Here is a 20,779-nt window from a genome sequence, read left to right as displayed (position 1 = left end):
TCTTCCGACCCCTTACAGCTTCATCAGGCTGGCGTCGTCGACCGAGGCCGAGTGGCGGGAGCGGAACAGCGACACGATGATCGCGAGTCCCACCACGACCTCCGCTGCGGCGACGACCATCGTGAAGAAGGCGATGATCTGGCCGTCGAGATTGCCGTGCATGCGGGAGAAGGCGACGAACGCGAGGTTGCAGGCGTTGAGCATCAGCTCGATGCACATGAACACGACGATCGCGTTGCGCCTGATCAGGACGCCCGTCGCGCCGATCGTGAACAACAGGGCGGCGAGGTAGAGGTAGTTGACGGGGTTCACTTCGACGCCTCCTCGGACCGCTTGAAGGTCGGCGGCTCGATGGGGGTGCGGTCCAGGCGTTCCCCGGCGCGCTGCTCGAGCGCCCTGAGGTCGTTGAGCGCCTCGGTGGACACGTCCCGGATCTGGCCGCGCTCCCGCAGCGTCTTGCTGACGGTGAGTTCCGACGGGGTGCCGTCGGGCAGCAGACCGGCGATGTCCACGGCGTTGTGCCGCGCGTACACGCCGGGTGCGGGCAGCGGCGGCAGGTGGACGCCCTCGCGGACGCGCTGCTCGGACATCTCACGCTGCGTCATCGCCCGTTCGGTGCGCTCGCGGTGGGTGAGCACCATGGCGCCGACGGCCGCCGTGATGAGCAGGGCGCCGGTGATCTCGAAGGCGAAGACGTACTTGGTGAAGATGAGGGCCGCGAGGCCCTCGACGTTGCCGCCCGCGTTGGCCTCGGTGAGGCCGCCGAACTCGGTCAGGGAGGCGTTGCCGATACCGGCGACCAGCAGGATGCCGAAGCCGAGGCCGCTGACGAGGGCCAGCCAGCGCTGGCCCTTGATGGTCTCCTTCAGGGAGTCCGCGGCGGTGACGCCGACCAGCATCACCACGAACAGGAACAGCATCATGATGGCGCCGGTGTAGACGACGATCTGTACGACGCCCAGGAAGTAGGCGCCGTTGGCGAGGTAGAACACCGCCAGGATGATCATGGTTCCGGCGAGGCAGAGGGCGCTGTGCACGGCCCTCCGCATGAAGACGGTGCACAGGGCGCCGACCACCGCCACGGTGCCCAGGACCCAGAACTGGAACGCCTCGCCGGTGGAGGTGGAGTAGGCGGCGAGTTGGGCGCTCATCGGCCGATCACCTCCTCGGAGGCGGGCTCGCCCTCGCCGAACGTGGACGCCGCCTCCTGCGGGACCTCGCCCTTGGAGAGGGCGACCTGCCGCTCGGTTCCGGGCGCGACCTCCGTCACCAGGCCCCGGTAGTAGTCCTGCTCGTCCATGCCGGGGTAGATGGCGTGCGGGCTGTCGACCATGCCCTCGTCGAGGCCGGCCAGCAGCTGCTCCTTGGTGTAGATCAGGTTGGCGCGGCTGCTGTCGGCCAGCTCGAACTCGTTGGTCATCGTCAGCGCGCGCGTGGGACACGCCTCGATGCACAGGCCGCACAGGATGCAGCGGGCGTAGTTGATCTGGTAGACGCGCCCGTACCGCTCGCCCGGCGAGTAGCGCTCCTCCTCGGTGTTGTCCGCCCCCTCGACGTAGATGGCGTCGGCGGGGCAGGCCCAGGCGCACAGCTCGCAGCCGACGCACTTCTCCAGGCCGTCCGGATGGCGGTTGAGCTGGTGCCGTCCGTGGAACCGCGGAGCGGTGGTCTTCTGCTCCTCGGGATACTGCTCGGTGAGCCGCTTCTTGAACATGGCCTTGAAGGTCACGCCGAAGCCGGCTACCGGGTTCTGGAAACCGGGCTTGGTCTCCTTGGGCTCCTCAGCCATCGGACGCCTCCTTTCCATCCAGAGATCCGTCACTGTGAGTATCGGGCCCACCACTGACAATCAGCTCCCGCTCCTGGCGCGAGCGGCGCCTGGGCACCGGCGGCAGCTCCTGCCCCGGCAACGGCGGCACGGGGAACCCGCCCGCCATCGGGTCGAAGCCGACGGTCTCGGCGGGGGCCGGCTCGTCCTTGCCCCGGTCGCGGAACATGTCTGCGAGGAAGGAGAGCAGCAGCAGGGCGAGGACGCCGCCGCCCACGTAGAGCGCGATGTCGGCGAAGTCGTAGTTCTCGTTGCGCAGGGTCCGCACGGTCGCGACGAGCATCAGCCAGACCACCGAGACCGGGATGAGGACCTTCCAGCCGAGCTTCATCAGCTGGTCGTAGCGGACCCGGGGCAGCGTGCCGCGCAGCCAGATGAAGAAGAACAGCAGCAACTGCACCTTGACGACGAACCAGAGCATCGGCCACCAGCCGTGGTTCGCGCCCTCCCAGAAGGTGCTGACCGGCCAGGGGGCCCGCCAGCCGCCGAGGAAGAGGGTGGTCGCCACGGCCGAGACCGTCACCATGTTCACGTACTCGGCGAGCATGAACATCGCGAACTTGATCGACGAGTACTCGGTGTTGAAGCCGCCGACCAGGTCGCCCTCGGACTCCGGCATGTCGAAGGGGGCGCGGTTCGTCTCGCCGACCATCGTGACGATGTAGAGGATGAAGGAGACCGGCAGCAGGAGGATGTACCAGCGGTCCTGCTGCTGCTCGACGATCGTCGACGTCGACATCGACCCCGAGTAGAGGAACACCGAGGCGAAGGCGGCACCCATGGCGATCTCGTACGAGATCATCTGGGCGCAGGAACGCAGGCCGCCCAGGAGCGGATAGGTGGATCCGGAACTCCAGCCCGCCAGCACGATCCCGTAGATGCCGATCGAGGCGACCGCGAGGATGTAGAGCATCGCGATCGGCAGGTCGGTGAGCTGCATCGTGGTGCGCTGGCCGAAGATCGAGACCTCGTTGCCGGCCGGGCCGAAGGGGATCACCGCGATCGCCATGAAGGCCGGGATGGCCGCGACGACCGGTGCGATGACGTACACCACCTTGTCGGCGCGTTTGACGACGAGGTCTTCCTTGAGCATCAGCTTGATGCCGTCCGCGAGCGACTGGAGCATGCCCCAGGGGCCGTGCCGGTTGGGGCCGATGCGCAGCTGCATCCAGGCGACGACCTTGCGCTCCCAGACGATGGAGAACAGCACGGTCACCATCAGGAAGGCGAAGCAGAACACCGCCTTGACCACGACCAGCCACCAGGGGTCGCGGCCGAACATCGAGAGGTCTTCTGCGGCGAGGTACGGGCTCATGCCTCCACCTCCTTGGGGGCTTCCGCGGCGAGCGCCGCCGGGCCGATGCGGACGAGGGAGCCGGGCCGGGCCCCGGTGTCGGAGGCGACGCCCCCGCCGGTGGAGTTCAGCGGGAGCCACACCACCCGGTCGGGCATCTCCGTGATCTCGACGGGCAGCTCCACCGTGCCGGCGGTGCCGGTCACGGCGAGTGCGTCGCCGTCCTCGACGCCGGCCTCGGCGGCCGTGGCGGCGGACACGCGCGCGCGGGCGGCGTGCCGGGTCGCGGCGAGCGCCTCGTCGCCCTGCTGGAGGAGGCCCCGGTCGAGCAGCAGGCGGTGCCCGGCGAGCACGGCCTCACCGGCGGCGGGCCGCGGCAGGACGCCCGCGGTGTCCACCGGCGCGGTGGCCCGCGGACCGTCCCAGGCGCCGAGCCGGTCCAGCTCCGCGCGGGCGGTGCGCAGGTCCGGCAGGCCCAGATGGACGTCCATGGCGTCGGCGAGCATCTGCAGCACCCGCGCGTCGGTGGGTGCCAGGCGGCGCGTCATCTGGTCGGGCTTGAGAGCGGCCTCGAAGAAACGCACCCGGCCCTCCCAGTTGAGGAAGGCCCCCGCCTTCTCGGCGACCGCGGCGACGGGCAGTACGACGTCGGCGTGGGCGGTGACCTCGCCGGGCCGCAGTTCCAGCGACACCACGAAGCCGGCCTCGGCGAGTGCCGCACGTGCGCGTGCCGGGTCGGGCAGGTCGGCGACCTCCACCCCGGCGACGAGCAGCGCCTGCAACTCACCGGAGGCGGCGGCCTCGATGATCTGTCCGGCGTCGCGGCCGTAGCGTGCCGGGAGTTCGGCGACACCCCAGGCGGCCGCGACCTCCTCCCGCGCGCGCGGGTCGGTGGCCGGGCGTCCGCCCGGCAGCAGCGACGGCAGCGCGCCCACCTCGATGGCGCCCCGCTCCCCCGCCCGACGCGGAATCCACACCAGGTCCGCCCCCGTGGCGGTGGCCGCCCGTACGACGGCGGTGAGGCCGCCGGCGACGGCGGCGAGCCGCTCACCGACGACGATCACCGCTCCCCCGGCGCGCAGCGCCTCGGCGGCCCTGCTGCCGGGTTCGTCCTCCAGGCCGACACCGCTGGTCAGCGCGTCCAGCCACTCGGTCTCGGTGCCCGGAGCGGCCGGCAGCAGCGTGCCGCCGGCCTTCTCCAGGCCGCGGGTGGCGTGGGTGGCCAGGGAGAACACCTTCTGCCCGTGCTTGCGCCAGGCCTTGCGCAGCCTCAGGAAGACGCCGGGCGCCTCCTCCTCGGACTCGAAGCCGACGAGCAGGACGGCGGGCGCCTCCTCCAGCGTCGTGTACGTGATCCCGCTGCCGTCGAGGTCCCGGCCCCGGCCCGCCACCCTGGACGCCAGGAAGTCGGCCTCCTCGCCGCTGTGCACGCGGGCGCGGAAGTCGATGTCGTTGGTGTCGAGCGCCACGCGTGCGAACTTGCTGTACGCGTAGGCGTCCTCGATGGTCAGACGGCCGCCGGTCAGGACACCGGTCCTGCCGCGCGAGGCGAGCAGTCCCTGGGCGGCGATCTGCAACGCCTCCGGCCAGGAGGCCGGTTCCAGGTCGCCCTCGGCGTTGCGCACGAGCGGGGTGTCGAGCCGGTCCCGCTGCTGCGCGTACCGGAACGCGAACCGCCCCTTGTCGCAGATCCACTCCTCGTTGACCTCGGGGTCCTCGGCGGCGAGCCGCCGCATGACCTTGCCGCGCCGGTGGTCGGTGCGCGTCGCGCAGCCGCCCGAGCAGTGCTCGCAGACGGACGGCGTGGAGATCAGGTCGAAGGGCCGCGAACGGAACCGGTACGCCGCCGAGGTGAGCGCGCCCACCGGACAGATCTGGATGGTGTTGCCGGAGAAGTACGACTCGAAGGGGTCGCCCTCGCCGATGCCGACCTGCTGGAGCGCGCCCCGCTCGATCAGCTCGATCATCGGGTCGCCGGCCACCTGGTTGGAGAACCGGGTGCAGCGGGCGCACAGCACGCACCGTTCGCGGTCGAGCAGTACCTGTGCCGAGATCGGGACGGGCTTCTCGTAGGTCCGCTTGCGGCCCTCGAAGCGGGACTCGGCGTTGCCGTGCGACATGGCCTGGTTCTGCAGGGGGCACTCGCCGCCCTTGTCGCAGACCGGGCAGTCCAGCGGGTGGTTGATAAGGAGCAGCTCCATCACACCGTGCTGCGCCTTCTCGGCCACCGGTGAGGTGAGCTGGGTCTTCACCACCATTCCGTCCGTGCACGTGATCGTGCAGGACGCCATCGGCTTGCGCTGGCCCTCGACCTCGACGATGCACTGGCGGCAGGCGCCGGCCGGGTCGAGGAGGGGGTGGTCGCAGAAGCGCGGGATCTCGACGCCGAGCTGTTCGGCGGCCCGGATGACCAGGGTGCCCTTGGGCACGCTGATCTCGGCGCCGTCGATGGTCAGCGTCACGAGGTCCTCCGGCGGGGGAGCCGCCTCTCCGCCCCCGGAGGGAGCGCTGGTGGTCACCGTCATGCGTTCACCTCCGTGCGGTCGGCCCAGGCCGTCGACTTGGCCGGGTCGAAGGGGCAGCCGCGGCCCGTGATGTGCTGCTCGTACTCCTCGCGGAAGTGCTTGAGCGAGGAGAAGATCGGCGAGGCGGCACCGTCGCCGAGGGCGCAGAAGGACTTGCCGTTGATGTTGTCGGCGATGTCGTTGAGCTTGTCGAGGTCGGACATGGCGCCCTTGCCTGCCTCGATGTCCCGCAGCAACTGCACCAGCCAGTAGGTGCCCTCACGGCAGGGTGTGCACTTGCCGCAGGACTCGTGGGCGTAGAACTCGGTCCAGCGGGTGACGGCGCGCACGACGCAGGTCGTCTCGTCGAAGCACTGGAGCGCTTTGGTGCCGAGCATGGAACCCGCGGCACCCACTCCCTCGTAGTCGAGGGGGACGTCGAGGTGCTCGTCGGTGAACATCGGGGTCGAGGAGCCGCCCGGCGTCCAGAACTTGAGGCGGTGGCCCGGTCGCATGCCGCCGCTCATCTCCAGGAGCTGGCGGAGGGTGATGCCGAGGGGGGCCTCGTACTGGCCGGGGCTGGCGACGTGCCCGCTGAGCGAGTAGAGCGTGAAGCCCGGGGACTTCTCGCTCCCCATCGACCTGAACCATTCCTTGCCGTTGTGCAGAATGGCGGGAACCGACGCGATCGACTCGACGTTGTTCACCACAGTCGGGCACGCGTAGAGGCCCGCGACGGCAGGGAAGGGGGGACGCAGCCGCGGTTGTCCACGGCGGCCTTCGAGCGAGTCGAGCAGCGCGGTCTCCTCACCGCAGATGTACGCGCCGGCGCCGGCGTGCACGGTGAGTTCGAGGTCGAGTCCGCTGCCCAGGACGTTCTCGCCGAGGTAGCCCGCCGCGTAGGCCTCGCGCACGGCCTCGTGCAACCGTCGCAGAACAGGGACGACCTCACCACGCAGATAGATGAAGGCATGAGACGACCTGATGGCGTAACACGCGATCACGATGCCCTCGATGAGGCTGTGTGGGTTCGCGAAGAGGAGCGGGATGTCCTTGCAGGTTCCCGGTTCCGACTCGTCGGCGTTGACAACCAGATAGTGCGGTTTTCCATCCCCCTGGGGAATGAACTGCCATTTCATTCCGGTGGGGAATCCCGCGCCACCACGGCCGCGCAGACCGGAATCCTTCACGTAGGCGATCAGGTCGTCCGGCGACATGGCGAGCGCCTTGCGGAGCCCCTCGTACCCCTCGTGCCTTCGGTAGACGTCCAGCGTCCAGGACCTGTCCTCGTCCCAGAAGGCCGACAGCACGGGTGCGAGCAGCTTCTCGGGGCCGGTGTCCTTCAGTTCGGGTGCCAAGGTCATCACTCCCCCTCCTCGGCGGTAGGCCCTGCCGGGTGGGCCGGGTCGGAGGCCGACGTGTCCTGCGGCGCGTCGTGCGAGCTGAGGTGCCGCGTCGGCGACGGCTCGTGCACGGCCCCGTCCTGCGGTGCGTCGTGCGGTCCGCCGTCGCGCGGATGGACCACGCGCGCGGGTGCGGTCTCTCCCCTTGCCAGGCGAAGACCCACCAGCGACGCCGGGCCCGCGCTGCCGCTCGCGTCGACGGCGCCCTCGCGCTCGTCGGGGAAGCCCGCCAGGATCCGGGCGGTCTCCTTGAAGGTGCACAGCGGCGCCCCGCGCGTGGGCGAGACGGTACGGCCGATGCGCAGGTCGTCCACCAGGCGCTTCGCGCTCTGCACGGTCTGGTTGTCGAAGAACTCCCAGTTGACCATCACGACCGGCGCGTAGTCGCAGGCCGCGTTGCACTCGATGTGCTCCAGGGTGACCTTGCCGTCGTCGGTGGTCTCGCCGTTGCCGACGCCGAGGTGGTCCTGGAGCGCCTCGAAGATGGCGTCCCCGCCCATCACCGCGCACAGCGTGTTGGTGCAGACGCCCACCTGGTAGTCACCGCTCGGCCGGCGCCGGTACATGGTGTAGAAGGTCGCGACCGCGGTGACCTCGGCGGTGGTCAGGTCCAGTACGTCCGCGCAGAACCGCATCCCGGTGCGCGTGACGTGTCCCTCCTCCGCCTGCACGAGGTGCAGCAACGGCAGGAGCGCCGAACGGGAGTCGGGATAGCGCGAGATGATCTCCCGCGCGTCGGTCTCCAGCCGGGCTCGGACGTCGTCCGGGTAGCCGGGCGCGGGCAGCTCGGGCATGCCCAGGCTGACGCCCCGCTCCGAAGAAGAGGTGGTCACCGGTCGACGCCTCCCATCACGGGGTCGATGGACGCCACGGCGACGATCACGTCGGCGACCTGGCCGCCTTCGCACATCGCCGCCATGGCCTGAAGATTGGTGAAGGACGGGTCGCGGAAGTGGACCCGGTAGGGGCGGGTGCCGCCGTCGGACACGGCGTGCACCCCGAGTTCGCCCTTGGGCGATTCGACGGCCGCGTACGCCTGGCCCGGCGGGACGCGGAAGCCCTCGGTGACCAGCTTGAAGTGGTGGATCAGGGCCTCCATGGAGGTGCCCATGATCTTCTTGATGTGGTCGAGGGAGTTGCCGAGGCCGTCCGGGCCCAGGGCGAGCTGGGCGGGCCAGGCGATCTTCTTGTCGGCCACCATGACCGGGCCGGGCTGGAGCCGGTCCAGGCACTGCTCCACGATCCTGACCGACTGGCGCATCTCCTCCAGGCGGATCAGGAAGCGCCCGTAGGCGTCGCAGGAGTCGGCGGTCGGTACGTCGAAGTCGTAGGTCTCGTAGTCGCAGTAGGGCTGGCTCTTGCGCAGGTCGTGCGGCAGGCCGGTGGCGCGCAGGATCGGGCCGGTGGCTCCGAGGGCCATGCAGCCGGCCAGGTCGAGGTAGCCGATGTCCTGCATGCGGGCCTTGAAGATGGGGTTCCCGGTGGCGAGCTTGTCGTACTCCGGGAGGTTCTTCTTCATCTTCTTCACGAACTCGCGGATCTGGTCCACCGCGCCGGGCGGGAGGTCCTGGGCGAGTCCGCCGGGGCGGATGTACGCGTGGTTCATCCGCAGGCCGGTGATGAGTTCGTAGATGTCGAGAATCAGTTCACGATCACGGAATCCGTAGATCATGATCGTGGTGGCGCCGAGTTCCATGCCGCCGGTGGCGATGCACACCAGGTGGGAGGACATCCGGTTCAGCTCCATCAGGAGGACCCGGATGATCTTGGCTCGCTCGGTGATCTGGTCCTCGATGCCGAGGAGCTTCTCGACGGCGAGGCAGTAACCGGTCTCGTTGAAGAAGGACGTCAGGTAGTCCATGCGCGTCACGAAGGTGGTGCCCTGCGTCCACGTACGGAACTCGAGGTTCTTCTCGATGCCGGTGTGCAGGTAGCCGATGCCGCAGCGGGCCTCGGTGACCGTTTCGCCGTCGATCTCCAGGATCAGGCGGAGCACACCGTGGGTGGAGGGGTGCTGGGGCCCCATGTTGACGACGATGCGTTCGTCGTCGGCGCGGGCCGCGGACTGGACGACCTCGTCCCAGTCGCCGCCGGTGACCGTGTACACGGTGCCTTCGGTGGTCTCCCGGGAAGAACTCTCCGTCCCGGAGGGACCCGATGAGGGGTGCTGCTCGGGCGACGGGCGGGCCGATGCTGACTGAGTGCTCACGAGTACGACCTCCGCTGGTCCGGAGCAGGGATCTGGGCGCCCTTGTACTCGACGGGGATGCCGCCGAGGGGATAGTCCTTGCGCTGCGGGTGGCCCTGCCAGTCGTCCGGCATCATGATCCGCGTCAGGGCCGGGTGACCGTCGAAGACGATCCCGAAGAAGTCGTAGGTCTCGCGCTCGTGCCAGTCGTTGGTCGGATAGACGGAGACCAGGGACGGGATGTGGCGGTCGGAGTCCGGGGCGCTGACCTCCAGCCTGATCAGCCTGTTGTGGGTGATCGAGCGCAGGTGGTAGACGGCGTGCAGTTCGCGGCCCTTGTCGTTCGGGTAGTGGACGCCGCTCACGCCCGTGCAGAGTTCGAAGCGCAGGGCCGGGTCGTCGCGCAGGGTGCGGGCGACGCGGACGAGGTGCTCACGTTCGACGTGGAAGGTGAGTTCGTCGCGGTCGACGACCGTCCGCTCGATCGCGTTCGCGGGGAGGAGGCCCTGCTCCTCCAGCGCGCCCTCGAGTTCGTCGGCGACCTCGTCGAACCAGCCGCCGTAGGGGCGGGCGGTCGCACCGGGCAGGCGCACCGAGCGGACCAGGCCGCCGTAACCGGAGGTGTCGCCGCCGTCGGCGGCGCCGAACATGCCGCGCTGGACGCGGATCTCCTCGCCGCCCTGGCCGCGCTGGCCGGGGAGGTTGGAGGCGGAGAGGTCCTTCTCGGGGTTGGTTCCCTCGGCCCCTGCGCCGGTGCCGTTGGCGTCGCTCACCGCAGCAGCCCCTTCATCTCGATCATGGGCAGGGCCTTGAGCGCCGCTTCCTCCGCCTCGCGGGCCGCTTCCTCGGCGTTCACGCCCAGCTTGGAGTTCTGGATCTTGTGGTGGAGCTTGAGGATCGCGTCCATCAGCATCTCGGGGCGCGGCGGGCAGCCGGGGAGATAGATGTCCACGGGGACGATGTGGTCGACGCCCTGGACGATCGCGTAGTTGTTGAACATGCCGCCCGAGGAGGCGCACACCCCCATGGAGATCACCCACTTCGGGTTCGGCATCTGGTCGTAGACCTGCCGCAGCACCGGTGCCATCTTCTGGCTGACCCGGCCGGCCACGATCATCAGGTCCGCCTGACGGGGCGAGCCGCGGAAGACCTCCATGCCGAAGCGCGCCAGGTCGTAACGGCCGGCGCCGGTGGTCATCATCTCGATGGCGCAGCAGGCGAGGCCGAAGGTGGCGGGGAAGACGGACGACTTGCGTACCCAGCCCGCGGCCTGTTCGACGGTGGTCAGCAGGAAACCGCTCGGCAGTTTTTCTTCGAGTCCCATGGCTTAAGGCCCCTCAGTCCCATTCCAGGCCGCCGCGCCGCCACACGTAGGCGTAGGCGACGAAGACGGTGAGCACGAAGAGCAGCATCTCCACGAGCCCGAAAACCCCCAGGGCGTCGAAGGTGACGGCCCAGGGGTAGAGGAAGACGATCTCGATGTCGAAGACGATGAAGAGCATCGCCGTCAGGTAGTACTTGATGGGGAAGCGCCCGCCGCCGGCCGGCGTGGGGGTCGGCTCGATACCGCACTCGTAGGCCTCGAGCTTGGCGCGGTTGTACCGCTTCGGCCCGATCAACGTGGCCATGACCACGGAGAAGATCGCAAAGCCTGCCCCGAGGGCTCCCAGTACGAGGATGGGCGCATACGCGTTCACCGCTCCTCGCTCCTCTCAGTCGGCACTGACTGCTGGCGATGTCGTGGACTCGCCTCCCCTTCACCGGCCGCCTGGTCTCCGCCGTCCCGACGAAGATCGCGAACATGTGAAGCAGGTCACAAGCCCAACTGCCTCGCATCCTATGCCTGCCGCTCTGTGATCTGCGACACGGGGTATTGCACAAGCTTTGTGATCTCCACCACCTGACGAAGGATCATGAAGTCGTATCAGCGGTGATCTTCGTACGCGAAGCGTCAGAGTGATCACAAGAAGTGACATTTGCGCTCGTCACCGCAGGTCGCGAGGGTCGTCTCTATATCAAGATGGTTCCCGCGCATGCAAATTAGTGCTGGACGAGGGGCCTTGATAGAGGACGCGTTCACACGTCAGGGGGAGCCGCGAGGGCCGATGTGGACGTGTGCACGCGTTCACGAGCGGAACCGGTCGTGCCGCACGCGCAGGACGCGGGCCTTCCGTTAATCGTTCCGTGACCTCCACCACACTCGGGTGGGCCGCCGGAGAGCCGGGCTTGGCCAACGATCTCAACCAGTGGTAGGCGCGGGGCAATCCGGACGTAACTACGAAAGACCATGATCACAGGCATGATCACCTGCGTCCGCAATGTCCGTTACGGCGTCAATAAAGGGTGGTGCGGCAGGTGTTCGGGGTGCCCATTGAGTAATTGTGGCGCAGCACACGTTTCTTGAAGGTATGGAGGAGCCCCTGATACCGCTTGTACCCATGTCCCACACCGCTCACATACGCAGCCACCGGAAACCCCGCCGCAGCGCGTCGACGATCGCGATGCGGGCCGGAGTCGCCAGTGGTGTACTCGGCTCGCTGGCCGTGGCCACCGCGGCCGGATCGGCCAACGCCGCCGAGCCGGTGACGCAGACGCTCGAACTGCCCGTCCTGACGGGCGACGTGGCCGCACAGATCGCCCAGTCCGCGAACGCCACCCAGCAGGCCGCCGCGAACTACCAGCTCGAGGCCGAGCGCGACGCGGCCGCCGAGGCCGCCGCCAAGGAGGCCAAGAAGGATCTCGCCGCCGCCAAGAAGGCCGAGGCGAAGAAGAAGGCCGAGGAGGCACGCAAGGCGGCCGCCGAGGCCGCCGTGTCCCGTTCCTCGGAACGGACCACCCTCTCGACCCCGACGACCGCCTCCGCATCCGTCTCCGCCCCGGCCAGCGGCAGCGTCGCGACGGTCATCTCCTTCCTCAGGGCCCAGGTGGGCGACGCGTACGTCATGGGCGCCACCGGCCCCAACGCCTGGGACTGTTCGAGCCTGGTGCAGGCCGCGTTCCGTGAGGTCGGTGTGGACCTCCCGCGCGTCTCGCAGGACCAGTCGATGGCCGGCACGGACGTGTCGCTCTCCGACATCCAGGTCGGCGACATCCTGTACTGGGGCGGGAAGGGTTCCGCCTACCACGTGGGCGTCTACATCGGGGGCGGCCAGTACCTCGACGCGGCCAACCCGTCCAAGGGCGTGGTGATCCAGGATCTGTCCGGATACCCGGCGTCGGGCGCGGTGCGCGTGCTCTGAGACGTACCGATCCGGACGAACGGATCCACCGGAAGGGCCGCAGCCGCTCGGGGGCTGCGGCCCTCCGGGCTCTCCTGGCATCCTCCCGGACGGCCGGTGGAGTGCCGCCGGCAGTCCGGGAGTTCACGGGGAGCGGGCCTGCCGAGCGCGTGTGTCCGGGACGCCCCGTCGCCTCGCATCCCGGGCTCGCGCCCGAGGCCCGCTCGGCCCGACTCGGCTCCATGCCGCGCGGCGGATCACCGAGGCCGGTGAGGCAGTCGGGGACGAGCCGGTGAGACGGTCGCGCACGAGCCGGCGAGGCAGTCGGGGACGAGCCGGGCCGGACGTCACCGACGTACGGGCCCGATCCGGCGGCGCTCGTCGACGACATGTCCGTCACGCTGTACGCCGCCGAGGAGCGACCTCACGGCGGCGCGCCACGTCCGGCTCTCCCGTCGGGAGCCCAAGCACGCCCCTGCGGCAGGCGGGTCGCGACGAGGAGAGGCCGCACGGTCCGGTACGCCCCCGCACCGGCCGCCGCGCACGGCAGCGCGGTCGGCACGGCCCCGCGGAGCCGCACGGCACACGCGCCACCACAGCCCCGCCAAGCCGCACGGCACGGGGGCAGCACAGCCCCACGGGTCACCACAGCCCCGCCGAGCCGCACGGACGGCACAGCCCCGCCGAGTCCCACCGCACACGCGCCGCCACAGCCCCGCCGAGCCGCACGGTACGGGGGCAGCACAGCCCCGCGGAGCCGCACGGCCGGCACACCCCCCAGCGCCAGCCGCCGCATCCGCCCGTCGGGCCTCCGGCGGCACCTTGCTCGGGCCTTCGGCGGCGTTTTTGCTCAGGCCTTCGGTGCCACCTTGCTCAGGCCGTTGATGATGCGGTCCATCGCGTCGCCGCCGGTGGGGTCGGTGAGGTTGGCGAGCATCTTGAGCGTGAACTTCATCAGCAGCGGGTGCGTCAGGCCGCGCTGGGCCGCGATCTTCATGACCTTCGGGTTGCCGATGAGCTTCACGAAGGCGCGGCCCAGCGTGTAGTAGCCGCCGTAGGTGTCCTTGAGGACGCGGGGGTAGCGCTGGAGGGCGAGTTCGCGGCCGGAGGGGGTCGAGCGGGCGTGCGCCTGGACGATGACGTCGGCGGCGAGCTGGCCGGACTCCATGGCGTAGGCGATGCCCTCGCCGTTGAAGGGGTTCACCAGGCCGCCGGCGTCGCCGACGAGCAGCAGACCGCGCGTGTAGTGCGGCTGGCGGTTGAAGGCCATCGGCAGGGCGGCTCCGCGGATGGGGCCGGTCATGTTGTCCGGCGTGTAGCCCCAGTCCTCCGGCATGGAGGCGCACCAGGCCTTCAGGACCTCGCGCCAGTCCAGTTCCTTGAAGGAGTCGGAGGTGTTGAGGACGCCCAGGCCGACGTTGGAGGTGCCGTCGCCCATGCCGAAGATCCAGCCGTAGCCGGGCAGCAGGCGGTCCTCGCCCGGTCCTCGCCGGTCCCAGAGTTCGAGCCAGGACTCGAGGTAGTCGTCCTCGTGGCGCGGGCTGGTGAAGTAGGTGCGCACCGCGACGCCCATCGGGCGGTCCTCGCGGCGGTGCAGGCCCATCGCCACCGAGAGGCGGGTGGAGTTGCCGTCGGCGGCGACGACGAGCGGGGCGCGGAAGGTGACCTCGCGCTTCTCCTCGCCCAGCTTGGCGTGCACGCCGATGATCCGGCCGGTGCGGTCGTCGACGACGGGCGCGCCAACGTTGCAGCGCTCGTACAGGCGGGCGCCCGCCTTCTGGGCCTGGCGGGCGAGCTGCTCGTCGAAGTCGTCGCGCTTGCGGACGAGGCCGTAGTCCGGGAAGGAGGCGAGGTCCGGCCAGTCCAGCTGGAGGCGGACGCCGCCGCCGATGATGCGCAGCCCCTTGTTGCGCAGCCAGCCGGCCTCCTCGGAGATGTCGATCCCCATGGCGACGAGCTGCTTGACGGCGCGCGGGGTGAGACCGTCGCCGCAGACCTTCTCCCGCGGGAACTCGGTCTTCTCCAGCAGGAGTACGTCGAGGCCGGCCTTGGCGAGGTGGTATGCGGTCGTGGAGCCGGCCGGCCCCGCGCCGACCACGATCACATCGGCGCTGTTTTCGGAGAGGGGCTCGGTCACGGCGGGTTCTCCCCAAGGTTCGGAATCGCGTGCCGACCGGCACTGGACATGGGCAGTCTATTCAGGAGAATTGATCAACCTGCTGAAGGGCTGCCCCCGTGAACCGAGTTCCGCCCGTAGTACGGCTGCGCGTCCCCACGGACGAGGACGCGGTCGCCTGGCACCGGGTCTTCGACCACCCCGAGGTCATGGAGTTCCACGGCGGCCGCTCCGCCGGACTCTCCGTCTACGAGGAACTCACCGCCCGCCAGCGCCGGCACGACGCCGAGCGCGGTTTCTGCCTGTGGACGCTGCTCGACGAGTCGGAGCGTGTCCTCGGCTTCACCGGCGCCCAGCCCTGGGAGCGGGAGTGGGGCCCGACCGGCGAGATCGAGATCGGCTGGCGGCTCGGCCGGGAGCACTGGGGCCAGGGGTACGTCACGGCGGCGGCGCGGATGACGCTGGAGCGGGTGCGGGACGCGGGGGTGCCGAGCGTGGTGGCGATGGTCCTGCCGCGCAACACGCGGTCCATAGCCGTCACCCAGCGGCTCGGCATGCGGCTCGCCGACGTGTACACCGCGCCCGGGTCGGAACAGGAGGCGCACTGCTACCGGCTGGACCTGTAGAGGCCAGAGAGGCCCCACTTCCGCACCTGGAGAGGCGCCCACCTCCATCCCGTGACGGTGAGTAGCGAAATTGTCCACGGAAGGGCACTGAGAGCTACCGGACGGCCCTCCCGGCGGTTACCCTTCCAGTATCGCTGGGGGTGACATCCGTGCTGATTCGGCCGAGAACACCCGAGGTGCGCGTCCCGAGGCTCGTCGGTCTGATGGCCATGGACGCGCGCGAAGCGGCCGCCGCACAAGGAGTGGTGCTGGCCGCGCCCGACCGCCCCGACTTCCACCGCACCGTCGTCGACTACGTCGTGCGGCAGTACCCGCCGCCCGGTGTCGAGGTTGCGCGCGGGGCCGTCGTCACCGTGTGGTTCGACTTCGCCGACGGGGAGGGGGGCGGCGGCGCGGGGGTCCGCGAGCCGCGGCTGCCGACGCCGGGCGGGGGCGGGATGCGACGCGAACTGGACCCGCCGGGCGACCCCTTCGAGACGGTCACGGGCTCACTAGCCGCCGGCCCGACGGAGCTCGGACGGGGGCACCCGCCGGCCTGACGGAGCCCGCCGGGGCCACCCACCGGCCCGACGGAGCCCGCCGGGGCCACCCGGGGCCCGGCGGAGCCCGGACGGCGGGTGGCTCACGCCGCCTTGAAGCCCCGGTGCAGGGTCACGACGCCGCCGGTGAGGTTGCGCCAGGCCACCTCGGACCAGCCGGCCTTGCGCAGGTGCTCGGCGAGGGCGGGCTGGTCGGGCCAGGCGCGGATGGACTCGGCGAGATAGACGTAGGCGTCGGGGTTGGAGGAGACCGCGCGGGCGACCGGGGGCAGCGCACGCATCAGGTACTCGGTGTAGACCTGCCGGAACGGCGCCCAGGTCGGGTGCGAGAACTCGCAGATCACGACGCGTCCGCCGGGCCGCGTGACCCGGTGCATCTCCCGCAGGGCCGCGTCGAAGTCCTGCACGTTGCGCAGCCCGAAGGAGATGGTGACGGCGTCGAAGGTGTCGTCCTTGAACGGCAGCTTCGTCGCGTCGCCCGCGGTGAGCGGCAGCCAGGGGTGGTTCCGCTTGCCCACCTGGAGCATGCCGAGGGAGAAGTCGCAGGGGACGACGTAGGCGCCGGTCCGGGCGAAGGGCAGCGAGGAGGTGGCCGTGCCCGCGGCCAGGTCGAGGACCTTCTGCGCGGGACGGGCGTCCACCGCGCGCGCGACCTCCTTGCGCCATCTGCGGTCCTGGCCGAGCGAGAGGACGTCGTTGGTGAGGTCGTACCGTTCCGCCACGCGGTCGAACATCGAGGCGACTTCGTGGGGCTGCTTGTTCAGGGAAGCACGGGTCACCCGCCCATTGTGGCAGCAGGGGGTCGGCCGTCATGGCAGCAGCCTCGGCTTCTTCCGGGCGGCCACGTCCTCGACCCAGCCGCAGAGCAGCACGAACACCACGATCAGCAGCCAGCCCACGGCGAAGAGGAACCACTGGCTCTCCAGCGGCAGATACGCCTCGAAGGCGGGCACGTCCCAGAACCGGTCGATCAGCGGGACCGCCAGGATCAGGGCGATCTCGTGCCAGAGGTAGATCGTCACCGCCCGCGCGTTGAAGACGGTGACCAGGCGGTTCGTACGCCTCAGCCGGGTGAGCCCGGCGAAGTCGATCCGGAAGTACGCCTTCGCCCACATCAGCAGCATCACGAACCCGGCCGACCAGAAGGCCTGCGCGAGCGGGTTCTCGTCGAGGTCGTAGGTGCCGTACTCGGCCCGGTGGGAGAAGGCGTACCAGCCGCCGTACGCCATGGTGGCGAGCGAGAGGGCGACCAGCACGGCCGGCCTCGCGCGCTGGAGCACGCCGTCGCGGTGGGCGAAGCCGAGCATCCAGCAGAACAGGTACGTCGACAGGTCCCACAGGGCCGTGCCGACGCGGTTGTCCGGGCCCGCCCAGGCGAAGTTCAGGACCAGAACGGGTGCGAGGGACACGATCAGGACGGGGATCGGGGCCAGGCGGAACAGCCGGAGCAGCAGCGGGGAGAGCAGCACGAACCACAGGTAGGTCCGCAGGTACCAGAGGATCTCCCAGGCCTGCTCGCCCCAGGCGTTGCCCGGCGGGTCGCCGAGCGGCACGAGCCAGAAGACGATCCGCCGGTCCGGCATCCAGCCGTGGACCAGCATCGCCACGACCACGAAGGCGCCCCAGAACCAGAAGGGCGGCAGGAGCCGGCGGAGCCGGCCGCGCACCACCGTGAGCGCCGGGCGCTCCAGGGACCTCGCCATGAGGGTGCCGGCCAGGCCGAACATGACGCCCATGGAGGGGAAGACCAGGCCGGCCCAGGCCCAGCCGAAGGTGTGATAGGCCACGACCCGGACGAGGGCGAGGGCACGGAGACTGTCGAAGTAGCGGTCGCGTACGACCGCCCCGGGCCGCGCCACCGGCAACGCGGCCGTACCGGTGCCGGAACGGGGATCGGTGCCGGAACGGGGACCGTCGCCCGAGCGCATACCGGCGCCGGTACGGGGATCGCCGACCGGAGGGCTCTCAGGGCCGAAACCCGTACCGGTACCGAAACCGGTACCGGGTCCTGCGCCTGCGCCTGCGCCGGAAGCTGCGTCCGCGACGGCGGTCCGCCGGACCGGACCCTTGCTGTGCGCCCCCACTCAGCTCACCCCGGCCGGGGTGCCGACCTCGCCGGTCCTCTTCAGCTTCTGCCAGCGCAGGCGGCCGCCGGTGAGGGCCGTGATGCAGGAGTGGATGAGGACGAGGTACATCATCTGGCGGTAGGCGAGCTGCTGGAGCGGCAGCATCAGCAGGTAGCGGTACTTCTCGCGGTCCAGGCGGAAGGCGTACGCGGCGCAGACGAGCTGGACGCAGAGGACCGCGAGCCAGGCCAGCAGGGCCGCCCCGAAGTCGATGAAGATCATCGAGTAGGCGGTGAACACGTCGATCAGCGGGGCGAAGACCGGCGTGACGATCTGGAAGAGGACGACCAGCGGCATGCCGACGCGGCCGAAGCGCCCCGAGGGTCCCTTGTCCGTCAGGGACTTGCGGTGTTTCCAGAGGGCCTGCATGGTGCCGTACGACCAGCGGTAGCGCTGGGACCACAACTGCTTGAGGGAGCCGGGGGCCTCGGTCCAGGCGCGGGCGTGCTCCTGGTAGACGACGTTCCAGCCCGCGCGGTGCATGGCGATGGTGATGTCGGTGTCCTCGGCGAGGGTGTCCTCGCTCATGCCGCCGACCTCCAGCACGGCGTCCCTGCGGAAGGCGCCGATGGCGCCGGGGATGGTCGGCATGCAGCGCAGCAGGTCGTACATGCGGCGGTCGAGGTTGAAGCCCATCACGTACTCGATGTGCTGCCACGCGCCGATGATCGTGTCGCGGTTGCCGACCTTGGCGTTGCCGGCGACCGCGCCCACCTTCGGGTCGGCGAACGGCTGGACCAGTTGCCGTACGGTGTCGGGCTCGAAGACGGTGTCGCCGTCCATCATCACGACGAGGTCGCAACCGGCGTTGCGCACCCCGTTGTTGAGGGCGGCGGGCTTGCCGGCGTTCTCCTGGCGGATGACGCGGACGTTCGCCATGCCGAGCGCCTCGGCGGCCTCGCGGGAGATCTCGGAGGTGCCGTCCGTCGATCCGTCGTCGACGATGATGATCTCGATCGGATGGGTGCTCCGCGCCAGCGATGCGAGGGTGTTGGCGATGCACTCCTTCTCGTTGTACGCCGGGACGATCACGCTGACCGGCCGGGTGACGGTCGGTCCCCAGCTGAAGCGGCGTTTGTTGCGCTTTCTGTAGTGGCGGCGGGCGAGGATCAGCATCATCCCGAAACGGCCCATGACGGCCACGCCGACGACGGCCAGTCCGACGGAGAGCGTCGGCACCGTCCACTCGGCGACGGCGACCGCCGCCACGAGCGCCTTGCCCTCGTACAGGGTCAGGCCGGTGGCCTCACGGTGGGCGGCCTGAAGCCTGTCGGCGTTCCCCCCGGCCCCGCCGGTCCCAGGCGTCCCGCCGACCCCGCCGGTCGCACCGGTTCCCTCGGCCCCGCTGCCCGCGCCGCCCCCGTCGGTCTGCCCGCTGGGCGCCGTGCCGGCGGCCTGCTGCCCGGACGCCTCGCGCGCGGCCGCGGTGTCCTGCTGCATCACGCCGCTGATGGTGGTGAACGTGTAGCCGGCCGCCTTCATCTTCTTGATGTACGTGGGCAGCGCCGCGATCGTCTGGGAGCGCTCGCCGCCCGCGTCGTGGAAGAGGACCGACGCGCCCTCGCCGTCCTTCGGTGTGGCCCACTTGACGATGTTGGAGACGCCCGGCTTCTTCCAGTCGTCGCTGTCGGTGTCGACGAAGACGCTGGTGTAGCCGTCCTCACCGAGCCGCTGGTAGACGGGCCAGCTGTAGTTGTCGATGGCGTCCGTCTCCGAGGAGTACGGCGCGCGGAACAGCGTGGTGGTGATGCCGGCCGCGCCCGCGAGCGCCAGTTGGGTCTGCTCCATCTCGCGTGCCACGCGGGCGTCGCTCTGGTAGGAGAGGTCGACGTGGGTGAAGGTGTGGATGCCCACCTCGTTTCCCTGTTCGACCAGGTCCTTCACGATGTCCGGGTAGCGGGAGACCATCGAGCCGACCAGGAAGAAGGTCGCGGGCACGTCGTACTTCTCGAGGATGTCCAGGACCTGGGGGGTCCAGGTGGGGTTGGGGCCGTCGTCGAAGGTGAGCGCGATCGTCTTGTCGGGCACCGAGACGGTGGTGGCCTGGCCGCCCCGGAAGGTGAGGATCGGGCCGCCGTCGAGGATGTCCTCGGGCACCTTGCTCGCGCTGGCCCCGGTGCGGACGCGCTGGTCGCCGCCGACCTCGGCGCGCAGATAGCCGTCGAGCAGCATCACGCTGGTGAGCGCGAGCAGCAGCAGCCCCGCCAGGATGACGCGGGGTTTCTGGAGGGCCGCGGCCTTGCCCGCCGCCCGTTCGATACGGGTGGGGGCGCGGCGCCGGCCGCGGGAGGGAGTGGTCGTCATGTGGGTGGCTGCGTTCCGGTCAGTTGGCGGCCGCGGAGGCGGAGACGGAGACGGACGGGGAGGGCACCGCGGACGGGGAGGCGGAGACGGACGGGGAAGCGCTGCCGGTGGGCGGGGAAGCGCTGCCGGTGGGCGGTGTGCCGCCCGGCAGGCCGATCTGGTTGCCGAGACCGCCGTCCGGGCGGACACCGCCGGGGCCCTGACCTCCCTGGCCGTTTCCGCCGAACGGCAGGAGTGAGGACGGGGTCAGCGAGGTGCCCCAGCCCATGAAGGCGGCGCCCAGGCCGACCGCGTAGACGAGGCAGCCGACGCCCAGGAGGAGACCGATCCGGCGCAGCAGCTTGGACCGGCGTCCGGAGTTGTCAACGAACACGGGGCCCTCGGCGGCGGACTCGTCGCCGCGTTTGCGACGGCGACCGCGAGCGGCGGCACGGCTTTCGATGGCAGGCTCGGAATGCATTCCCCGGATATTAGGGAGCCTTTATGTGACCTGAACTCCGGTCTTCTTGTGAGAGAGCCATGAAGAACGGCCGAACCTGTCTCCTGCCTGAGAGAAAGGGAAAACAACTGCGCGATCCACCTTCGAAAGAGCCGGACCAATCACCCCTTTTGGGCGCCCTATCGCCCTGTTTT

General features: G+C 70.0%; 19 protein-coding genes. 3 read left to right on the top strand and 16 right to left on the bottom strand.

Annotated features, from left to right (window positions below; genetic code table 11):
* Nucleotides 1–12: 12 nt before the first annotated feature.
* From nuoK to ACFYO5_RS17005, 11 genes are all read right to left on the bottom strand, one after another.
* A complete protein-coding gene (nuoK, locus tag ACFYO5_RS17055) occupies nt 13–312 on the bottom strand; it encodes an NADH-quinone oxidoreductase subunit NuoK (RefSeq protein ID WP_003974374.1) in 300 nt (99 codons plus the stop codon).
* Nucleotides 309–1,151, bottom strand: coding sequence for an NADH-quinone oxidoreductase subunit J (locus ACFYO5_RS17050; RefSeq protein ID WP_356560406.1), 843 nt, complete (start codon nt 1,149–1,151; stop codon nt 309–311). The genes nuoK and ACFYO5_RS17050 overlap by 4 nt, the downstream gene beginning before the upstream one ends.
* Complete coding sequence (gene nuoI / locus ACFYO5_RS17045; RefSeq protein WP_356560407.1) at nt 1,148–1,789, bottom strand: NADH-quinone oxidoreductase subunit NuoI; 642 nt, start codon at nt 1,787–1,789, stop codon at nt 1,148–1,150. The genes ACFYO5_RS17050 and nuoI overlap by 4 nt, the downstream gene beginning before the upstream one ends.
* Entirely contained in the window at nt 1,782–3,143 is a 1,362-nt protein-coding gene (nuoH, locus tag ACFYO5_RS17040) for an NADH-quinone oxidoreductase subunit NuoH (RefSeq protein ID WP_388709407.1), read from the bottom strand. The genes nuoI and nuoH overlap by 8 nt, the downstream gene beginning before the upstream one ends.
* A complete protein-coding gene (locus ACFYO5_RS17035; RefSeq protein WP_388709405.1) occupies nt 3,140–5,647 on the bottom strand; it encodes an NADH-quinone oxidoreductase subunit G in 2,508 nt (835 codons plus the stop codon). Before ACFYO5_RS17035 ends, nuoH begins: the two co-directional genes overlap by 4 nt.
* Entirely contained in the window at nt 5,644–6,990 is a 1,347-nt protein-coding gene (gene nuoF, locus ACFYO5_RS17030; RefSeq protein ID WP_388709403.1) for an NADH-quinone oxidoreductase subunit NuoF, read from the bottom strand. The genes ACFYO5_RS17035 and nuoF overlap by 4 nt, the downstream gene beginning before the upstream one ends.
* Entirely contained in the window at nt 6,990–7,862 is an 873-nt protein-coding gene (gene nuoE, locus ACFYO5_RS17025) for an NADH-quinone oxidoreductase subunit NuoE (RefSeq protein WP_388709401.1), read from the bottom strand. The genes nuoF and nuoE overlap by 1 nt, the downstream gene beginning before the upstream one ends.
* Nucleotides 7,859–9,136 carry an NADH-quinone oxidoreductase subunit D gene (locus tag ACFYO5_RS17020; RefSeq protein ID WP_356560412.1) on the bottom strand — a complete coding sequence of 426 codons (1,278 nt, stop codon included), beginning with the start codon at nt 9,134–9,136 and terminating at the stop codon, nt 7,859–7,861. The genes nuoE and ACFYO5_RS17020 overlap by 4 nt, the downstream gene beginning before the upstream one ends.
* A gap of 98 nt (nt 9,137–9,234) precedes the next feature.
* Complete coding sequence (locus tag ACFYO5_RS17015; RefSeq protein ID WP_356560413.1) at nt 9,235–9,990, bottom strand: NADH-quinone oxidoreductase subunit C; 756 nt, start codon at nt 9,988–9,990, stop codon at nt 9,235–9,237.
* On the bottom strand, nt 9,987–10,541 hold the full coding sequence (locus ACFYO5_RS17010; protein ID WP_356560414.1) for an NADH-quinone oxidoreductase subunit B family protein: 555 nt from the start codon (nt 10,539–10,541) through the stop codon (nt 9,987–9,989). Before ACFYO5_RS17010 ends, ACFYO5_RS17015 begins: the two co-directional genes overlap by 4 nt.
* Nucleotides 10,542–10,554: 13 nt before the next feature.
* On the bottom strand, nt 10,555–10,914 hold the full coding sequence (locus tag ACFYO5_RS17005) for an NADH-quinone oxidoreductase subunit A (RefSeq protein WP_007383963.1): 360 nt from the start codon (nt 10,912–10,914) through the stop codon (nt 10,555–10,557).
* Nucleotides 10,915–11,625: 711 nt separating this feature from the next.
* Here ACFYO5_RS17005 and ACFYO5_RS17000 point away from each other — a divergent pair.
* Complete coding sequence (locus ACFYO5_RS17000) at nt 11,626–12,456, top strand: C40 family peptidase (protein ID WP_356560415.1); 831 nt, start codon at nt 11,626–11,628, stop codon at nt 12,454–12,456.
* Nucleotides 12,457–13,285: 829 nt separating this feature from the next.
* Here ACFYO5_RS17000 and ACFYO5_RS16995 read toward each other — a convergent pair.
* Nucleotides 13,286–14,572, bottom strand: a complete 1,287-nt coding sequence (locus ACFYO5_RS16995) for a geranylgeranyl reductase family protein (RefSeq protein ID WP_388709398.1) — start codon at nt 14,570–14,572, stop codon at nt 13,286–13,288.
* A 98-nt stretch (nt 14,573–14,670) separates the two neighbouring features.
* Between ACFYO5_RS16995 and ACFYO5_RS16990 the strand changes: the two genes are divergently transcribed.
* Together ACFYO5_RS16990 and ACFYO5_RS16985 are read left to right on the top strand one after the other, a co-directional pair.
* Nucleotides 14,671–15,177, top strand: a complete 507-nt coding sequence (locus ACFYO5_RS16990; protein WP_388709396.1) for a GNAT family N-acetyltransferase — start codon at nt 14,671–14,673, stop codon at nt 15,175–15,177.
* Nucleotides 15,178–15,326: 149 nt separating this feature from the next.
* Nucleotides 15,327–15,716: a PASTA domain-containing protein gene (locus ACFYO5_RS16985; RefSeq protein ID WP_388709394.1), complete on the top strand. Its 390-nt coding sequence runs from the start codon at nt 15,327–15,329 to the stop codon at nt 15,714–15,716.
* A gap of 83 nt (nt 15,717–15,799) precedes the next feature.
* On the opposite strand, the gene ACFYO5_RS16980 is transcribed toward ACFYO5_RS16985, so the two are convergent.
* The 4 genes from ACFYO5_RS16980 to ACFYO5_RS16965 form a co-directional block, all read right to left on the bottom strand.
* Nucleotides 15,800–16,495, bottom strand: a complete 696-nt coding sequence (locus ACFYO5_RS16980) for a demethylmenaquinone methyltransferase (RefSeq protein ID WP_356560419.1) — start codon at nt 16,493–16,495, stop codon at nt 15,800–15,802.
* Between the two features lie 30 nt (nt 16,496–16,525).
* On the bottom strand, nt 16,526–17,644 hold the full coding sequence (locus ACFYO5_RS16975; protein WP_388709392.1) for an acyltransferase: 1,119 nt from the start codon (nt 17,642–17,644) through the stop codon (nt 16,526–16,528).
* A gap of 156 nt (nt 17,645–17,800) precedes the next feature.
* A complete protein-coding gene (locus ACFYO5_RS16970) occupies nt 17,801–20,146 on the bottom strand; it encodes a bifunctional polysaccharide deacetylase/glycosyltransferase family 2 protein (protein WP_388709390.1) in 2,346 nt (781 codons plus the stop codon).
* Nucleotides 20,147–20,165: 19 nt separating this feature from the next.
* Nucleotides 20,166–20,606 (bottom strand): hypothetical protein, encoded by a 441-nt coding sequence (locus ACFYO5_RS16965; protein ID WP_388709388.1) that lies wholly within the window; start codon nt 20,604–20,606, stop codon nt 20,166–20,168.
* Nucleotides 20,607–20,779 lie beyond the last annotated feature (173 nt).

The sequence above is a fragment of the Streptomyces sp. NPDC006259 genome (genome assembly GCF_042870975.1).
Lineage (GTDB): Bacteria > Actinomycetota > Actinomycetes > Streptomycetales > Streptomycetaceae > Streptomyces.
The sequence above is the reverse complement of the archived record's forward strand: the minus strand, read 5'-3'. Positions and strand labels throughout refer to the sequence as shown.

Excerpts from the sequence above, each read along its gene's own strand:
- ACFYO5_RS17050 (WP_356560406.1), bottom strand. The coding sequence starts at position 1,151 with ATGAGCGCCCAACTCGCCGCCTACTCCACCTCCACCGGCGAGGCGTTC.
- nuoI (WP_356560407.1), bottom strand. The coding sequence starts at position 1,789 with ATGGCTGAGGAGCCCAAGGAGACCAAGCCCGGTTTCCAGAACCCGGTA.
- nuoH (WP_388709407.1), bottom strand. The coding sequence starts at position 3,143 with ATGAGCCCGTACCTCGCCGCAGAAGACCTCTCGATGTTCGGCCGCGAC.
- ACFYO5_RS17035 (WP_388709405.1), bottom strand. The coding sequence starts at position 5,647 with ATGACGGTGACCACCAGCGCTCCCTCCGGGGGCGGAGAGGCGGCTCCC.
- nuoF (WP_388709403.1), bottom strand. The coding sequence starts at position 6,990 with ATGACCTTGGCACCCGAACTGAAGGACACCGGCCCCGAGAAGCTGCTC.
- ACFYO5_RS17010 (WP_356560414.1), bottom strand. The coding sequence starts at position 10,541 with ATGGGACTCGAAGAAAAACTGCCGAGCGGTTTCCTGCTGACCACCGTC.
- ACFYO5_RS17000 (WP_356560415.1), top strand. The coding sequence starts at position 11,626 with ATGGAGGAGCCCCTGATACCGCTTGTACCCATGTCCCACACCGCTCAC.
- ACFYO5_RS16975 (WP_388709392.1), bottom strand. The coding sequence starts at position 17,644 with ATGCGCTCGGGCGACGGTCCCCGTTCCGGCACCGATCCCCGTTCCGGC.
- ACFYO5_RS16970 (WP_388709390.1), bottom strand. The coding sequence starts at position 20,146 with ATGACGACCACTCCCTCCCGCGGCCGGCGCCGCGCCCCCACCCGTATC.
- ACFYO5_RS16965 (WP_388709388.1), bottom strand. The coding sequence starts at position 20,606 with ATGCATTCCGAGCCTGCCATCGAAAGCCGTGCCGCCGCTCGCGGTCGC.